Origin of the sequence: Streptomyces niphimycinicus, from assembly GCF_018883605.1 — a bacterium.
GTDB lineage: Bacteria > Actinomycetota > Actinomycetes > Streptomycetales > Streptomycetaceae > Streptomyces > Streptomyces niphimycinicus.
In genome coordinates this window covers 1-6583 of record NZ_JAHLEM010000871.1, presented here as the reverse complement: position 1 = coordinate 6583, position 6583 = coordinate 1, and the positions used below count along the sequence as shown (strand labels likewise).

2 protein-coding genes are annotated in these 6583 nt (G+C 71.8%); both read left to right on the top strand.

The genetic code is table 11. The annotated features are described in order from the left end of the window. On the top strand, positions 1 to 3201 hold a 3201-nt coding region (locus KN815_RS44510; RefSeq protein WP_216347480.1), incomplete at its 5' end, for a tetratricopeptide repeat protein. A 565-nt stretch (positions 3202 to 3766) separates the two neighbouring features. Further along, the gene (ppdK, locus tag KN815_RS44505; protein ID WP_216347478.1) at positions 3767 to 6493 is read left to right on the top strand and encodes a pyruvate, phosphate dikinase; all 2727 of its coding nucleotides are present in this window, start codon (positions 3767 to 3769) and stop codon (positions 6491 to 6493) included. The last annotated feature ends 90 nt before the right edge of the window (positions 6494 to 6583 follow it).

The following is a 6583-nucleotide window of genomic DNA, read 5'->3' as shown; positions in this document are numbered from 1 at the left end:
GTCCGGGGCGTCCGGGCGCTCCCGGCGGCGCGCGGGCTCTCCCGCGCGCTGCGGCCGCTGCGGCGGAGCGTGCCGTCCCGTACGTCCTTCTGCGTCGATGAGACCGCCACCGCCGAGTGGATCGCCGAAACCGGGCTGCCGGACGTGGTGCTGCGCCCCCGCCCCGAGCGCTGGCTGAGCGTCGCGCTCATCGTGGACGACGGCCCGTCGATGGTGCTGTGGCAGCAGCTCGCCGCCGAGGTGCGCGGACTGCTGGAGCGGCAGGGCGCCTTCCGCTCCGTACGGACCTACGGCCTGGACAGCGCCCACGGCCTGGACAGCGCCCAGGATGCCGCACCGGTGCTCAGGGCGCGCCCGTACGCCCCCGGTGCCCCGCGCCGCACCGCCCGTCAGCTCACCGACACCTCCGGCCGCACCGTGATGCTGGTCCTCTCGGACGGGGTGGGCCCGGGCTGGCGCGGTGGCGCGATTCCCCGGCTGCTGCGCCGCTGGGCCCGCCATTCGCCGGTGGCGGTCCTCCAGCCGCTGCCCGCGCGGATGTGGCCGGAGCGTGGCATGCCCACGCAGCGGCTGCTGGTCGACGCCGGCGGCCGGGAGGGCAGCCCGGGCCGCGCGCTGTCCGTGCGCCATCCGGTGCTGCCGCGCGGCATGGTGTCGTACGACGGCAAGACGCCGGTGCCCGTGCTGGAGCTGGCCGAGGGCGAGCTGGGCGCATGGGCGGCGCTCACCGGTACGGGCGGCGGCGGCGCGCCGCTGCCGGTCATGCTGCTCGACGGCGCGGAGAAGCCGGTGGCCGCGCGGGCCACGGCCCATGTCCCCGAGCCGACGGCCGAGGAGCGGCTGCGCCGCTTCCGGGGCGCCGCCTCGCCCGAGGCGCAGCGCCTGGCCGGGGCGCTGGCCACGGTCCATCCGCTGACACTGCCGGTGATGCGGCTGATCCACCAGGCGGGCGCGGGCCGTGGGGAGCGGTTCCACCCGGCGCAGTTGGCCGAGGTGTTCCTGGGCGGGCTGCTGCGGAGGCGGGCGGGCGGCGCGGAGGAGTACGAGTTCCACGCCGGGGTCGCGGATCTGCTGCTGGACGCGGTCCGGACGGCGGACGCGCTGGAGACGGCGGCGCAGGTCACCGCGTTTCTGCTGCACCGGCAGGGCAGCGGCCCCGAGTTCCGCGCCCGGCTCTCCGGCGACCATGGGGACTCCCGCGTCGCCGAGGAGGCCCGCCCGTTCGCGGCGGCGTCCCCGGAGCTGCTGTCGCGGCTGGGGCTGCTGGAGGAGGGCCCGGAGGATCCGGCGCCGCCGCCGCAGGCGCCCGAACGGCGGCCGGTGGCACCGGCCGTCGTCTTCCCGCCTCGCTCCTACACCTCCGAGCAGGTCCAGCCGCCGGTGATGGCGGTGGTGCGGCGGATCGCGGCGGACGAAGGGCTGCCGAAGTCGGTGCGTGACTACGTCGACAAGATGCTGGCCGAAGCCGACCAGCGCAACGAGGAAACCGGCTGGTGGGGAGTGCGGAGCCTGCCCGATGTGGCCGAGCAGCTCGTCGACGCCGGGTGGGCGGAGCACATGGCCGAGCTGCGGGAGGTGGCGCGGGAGCAGATCGAGGGGCTCAGCTCCCGGGACGACCTCGAATCCCGCAACCTCCGCGGGCATCTGGCGATCACCCTGAACAAGCTCGGGGAGCACGAGGATGCGGAGCGCGAGCTGCGCGCGGTGGTCGCGATCTCGGGAAGGGTGCACGGCGCGGAGGACGACTACACGCTGTTCGCCCGCGGCTATCTCGTGGACCTGCTGAGCGACGCCGGGCGGGCGGACGCGGCGGAGGAGGAGTGCCGCACGCTGATCGAGGCGTGGGAGCGGCGGGGCGAGGACTCCCGGGAGCATGCCGAGGCCAAGCACTTCAGGCGCGGGCGTCTGCTGCTGGACCTCGGGCGGGTGGCGGAGGCCGAGGAGGAACTCCGGGTCTCGCTGGCCATGGCGCGGGAACTGCACGGGCCCACGAACCACGAGACCGTCAACGCACGTGCCTGGCTGACCACCGCGCTGCGGCGGCAGAACCGGCTCGACGAGGCGGAGGCCGAGATGCGGGCGGCGGCCGAGGAATGCGCCGCGTCGGCGGAGTCGGAGGTGGACTCGGCGCTGATGACGGCGCTCTTCACGCTCGGCGACATCCTGAACCTCGGGCAGCGCCACGAGGAGGCGGAGTCGCTGTGGCACGACCTGGTCGACCGGACGTCGGCGGCCCTGAGCCCCACCCACTGGCGGGTGCGCCGGGCGCGCCGCAACCGCATCGACCGGCTGCGCAGCCTGCGGCGGTACACCGAGGCGGAGTCCGAGGCCGACGCGCTGGTGGCGGAGACGTTCGCCGCCGTCGGGGAGCGGCACGACGAGGCGTTGACCGCCCTGCGGGTGCGAGCGCTGATTCTGGACGATCAGGGGCGGCACGACGAGGCGCAGGCGGCCCATCGCGACCTTCTGGAACGGCAGACCGCCGTGCTCGGAAGCGACCATCCCAACGCCCTCACCACCCGGCACCATCTGGCGGTCAGCATGGGGATGGCCGGGCGGAACGAGGAGGCGCTGGAGGCGTACACCCAGGTGCTCCAGGACCGGATCCGCGTCGCGGGACCGGACGCGCAGGCGACGCTGGTGGAGCGCTACAGCCGCGCCGGGGTCCTGTCGCGCCTCGGGCGCGTGGACGAGGCCGAGCGGGAGTACCGCCTGACCATGGAGGGGGAGGCCCGGGTGCTGGGGCCGGACGACCCGAGCGCCCTGCTCACCGTCGCCCAACTGGCGGCCCTGCTGCGTGATCAGGAGCGCTACGAGGAGTCCGAAGCCCTGTACCGCCAGGTGGTCGAGGGGCGCACGCGGTCCATGGGAGCCGAGGCCGGGAACACCCTGGCCGCCCGGCACAGCCTGGGCAATGTGCTCAACAAGCTGGGCCGGTTCGCGGAGGCCGAGACGGAGATCCGGGAGACGCTCACCGCCCGGCTGCGCGTCCTGGGACCGGAGCAGGTGAGCACCCTGTGGACCCGGCACATCCTCGGCACCACGCTCAAGGGCCTCGGCCGCCCCGATGAGGCCGAGGCCGAGTGGCGGGCCGTGCTGGAGATCGCCGAGCGCGTCCTGGGCGAGGAGCACAACTGCACGGTCAGGACCCGCGAGGCCCTGGCCGGGCTGCGGGGGCCGGAGGACGACCGGGCGTCCTGAAATATGGCGCGATTCGTTCGCGGGGAACGCCGGGCCTTGGCCCTCTGAAACGGAGCGGGGCCGGGAGAGGGGGCGGCAGCGAAGCTGGTCCGCTGCCCCTCGGCGTCCTCAGAGGTGGTCGGCCACCCTTCCGGCGTGTCGCTCGTTTGAGCAGCACCCCTCTCGTTGTATCCAAAAGGCGAGACAATGGGCTCTGACAAGGCGTGATTCTCGCCACTCTGATCGAGGCGTCGCTCATATGAGCGGTGATCGAGGGGTGATCCGGCGGTCCCCCGCTGTGCTCACCTCTCCAATGCGTGGCACTCAGTGCCACCCACTTGATGTTCGACATCTCGAACCAACGGTTACGTATAGTGAAATTCCAAGCGTCCGCCGCGGGCGGAGGGTGGGTGTGTGTTCGAGGCTTGAAGGCACTCCAAGTGAGCCTCGATCGGGCACCGTACTTTCGAACACGTGGCAGGCGGGTGGTTACGGCCGTATGACGGTGGAGTGGACCTGCTCAGGAGCCTTTGATCTGGGTACGCTCCCCGCCGTCAGGGCAGCCGAGCCGAGGAGATCGAGTCCCGTGCCGGAAACACAAGATCAGCAGAAGTTCGTTTACGACTTCACCGAGGGCAACAAGGATCTCAAAGACCTGCTCGGCGGTAAGGGAGCCAATCTCGCCGAGATGACCAATCTCGGTCTCCCCGTGCCACCGGGCTTCACCATCACCACCGAGGCATGCAAGGTCTACCTCGACAGCGGTGAGGAACCCGCGGCCCTGCGCGACGAGGTGAGTGCGCACCTCGACGCCCTCGAAGCCAAGATGGGCAAGAAACTCGGCCAGGCGGACGACCCCCTCCTCGTATCCGTACGCTCCGGCGCCAAGTTCTCGATGCCCGGCATGATGGACACCGTCCTCAACATCGGCCTCTCGGACCAGTCCGTGGCCGGGCTCGCCGCGCAGGCGGGTGACGACCGGTTCGCCTGGGACTCCTACCGGCGCCTCATCCAGATGTTCGGCAAGACCGTGCTCGGCGTGGACGGCGACCTCTTCGAGGAGGCCATCGACGACGCCAAGCGGGCCAAGGGCGTCACCGTGGACGTCGACCTCGACGCCGCGGACCTGAAGAAGCTGGTCGGCGACTTCAAGAACATCGTCGCCAAGGAGACCGGCCGGGGCTTCCCGCAGGAGCCGCGCGAGCAGATGGACCTCGCCGTACGGGCCGTGTTCGACTCCTGGAACGGCGACCGCGCCAAGCTCTACCGCCGCCAGGAGCGCATCCCCCACGACCTCGGCACCGCGGTCAACATCTGCTCCATGGTCTTCGGCAACCTCGGCCCCGACTCGGGCACCGGCGTCGCCTTCACCCGCGACCCGGCCAGCGGCCACCAGGGCGTCTACGGCGACTACCTCCAGAACGCCCAGGGCGAGGACGTGGTCGCGGGCATCCGCAACACGGTCCCGCTGGCCGACCTCGAACAGATCGACCAGCGGTCCTACGACCAGCTCATGCAGATCATGGAAACCCTCGAGACGCACTACAAGGACCTGTGCGACATCGAGTTCACCATCGAGCGCGGCAAGCTGTGGATGCTTCAGACCCGGGTCGGCAAGCGCACCGCCGGTGCCGCCTTCCGCATCGCCACCCAGCTCGTCGACCAGGGGCTCATCGACGAGGCCGAGGCGCTGCGCCGGGTCACCGGGGCGCAGCTCGCCCAGTTGATGTTCCCGCGCTTCGACGACGAGGTGGCCTCCGGCGACACCGTCCAGAAGATCGGGCGGGGCATCGCCGCCTCCCCGGGCGCCGCCGTCGGCAAGGCCGTCTTCGACTCGTACACCGCCGTCAAATGGTCGCGCTCGGGCGAGAAGGTCATCCTCATCCGCCGCGAGACCAACCCCGACGACCTCGACGGCATGATCGCCGCGGAGGGCATTCTGACCTCGCGCGGCGGCAAGACCTCACACGCCGCCGTCGTCGCCCGCGGCATGGGCAAGACCTGCGTGTGCGGCGCCGAGGAACTCGAAGTCGACACCAAGCGGCGCCGGATGACGGTCCCCGGCCGGGACGGCAAGGACGGCGTCGTCATCGAGGAGGGCGACGTCGTCTCGATCGACGGCTCCTCCGGCAAGGTCTACCTCGGCGAGGTCCCGGTCGTGCCCTCGCCGGTCGTGGAGTACTTCGAGGGCCGCATGCACGCGGGCGCCGACGACGCGGACGAGCTGGTCGCCGCGGTGCACCGGATCATGGCGTACGCGGACCGGGTGCGCAGGCTGCGCGTACGGGCCAACGCGGACAACGCCGAGGACGCCGCCCGCGCCCGGCGGTTCGGCGCCCAGGGCATCGGGCTGTGCCGCACCGAGCACATGTTCCTCGGCGAGCGGCGCGAGATGGTCGAGCGGCTGATCCTCGCCCACACCGACGAGGAGCGGGAAACGGCGCTCGCCGGGCTGCTGCCCCTCCAGCGGGACGACTTCGTCGAGCTCTTCGAGGCGATGGACGGGCTGCCCGTCACCGTCCGGCTGCTCGACCCGCCGCTGCACGAGTTCCTGCCCGACATCACCGAGCTGTCGGTGCGCGTCGCACTCGCCGAGTCCCGCAAGGACCACAACGAGAACGACCTGCGGCTGCTCCAGGCCGTGCACCGGCTCCATGAGCAGAACCCGATGCTGGGCCTGCGCGGTGTTCGGCTCGGCCTGGTCATCCCCGGCCTGTTCGCCATGCAGGTACGGGCCATCGCCGAGGCCGCCGCCGAGCGCTGCAACGCCAAGGCCGACCCCCGGGCCGAGATCATGATCCCGCTCGTCGGCACGGTCCAGGAGCTGGAGATCGTCCGCGAGGAGGCCGAGCGGGTCATCGCCGAGGTCGAGCAGGTCCACGGCGTGGACCTCAAGCTCACCCTCGGCACCATGATCGAGCTGCCGCGCGCCGCGCTGACCGCCGCCCAGATCGCCGAATCCGCCGACTTCTTCTCCTTCGGCACCAACGACCTCACCCAGACCGTCTGGGGCTTCTCCCGCGACGATGTCGAGGCCAGCTTCTTCACCGCCTACCTGGAAAAGGGCATCTTCGGCGTCAGCCCGTTCGAGACCATCGACAAGGACGGCGTCGGCGCCCTCGTCCGCGACGCCGCCCAGGCAGGCCGCGCCACCCGCCCCGACCTCAAGCTGGGCATCTGCGGTGAGCACGGCGGCGACCCGGAGTCCGTCCACTTCTTCCACGAAGTGGGCCTGGACTACGTGTCCTGCTCTCCGTTCCGCATCCCCGTGGCCCGCCTGGAGGCGGGCCGAGCGGCGGCGAACGGGCGGTAGGCCACGAGCCGTTGAGGCCATGAGCCGATAAGGCCACCGGAGCCGGCGCCGGGAAACACCCACCCTCACCCCCCGGCGGCGGCTCCGGAT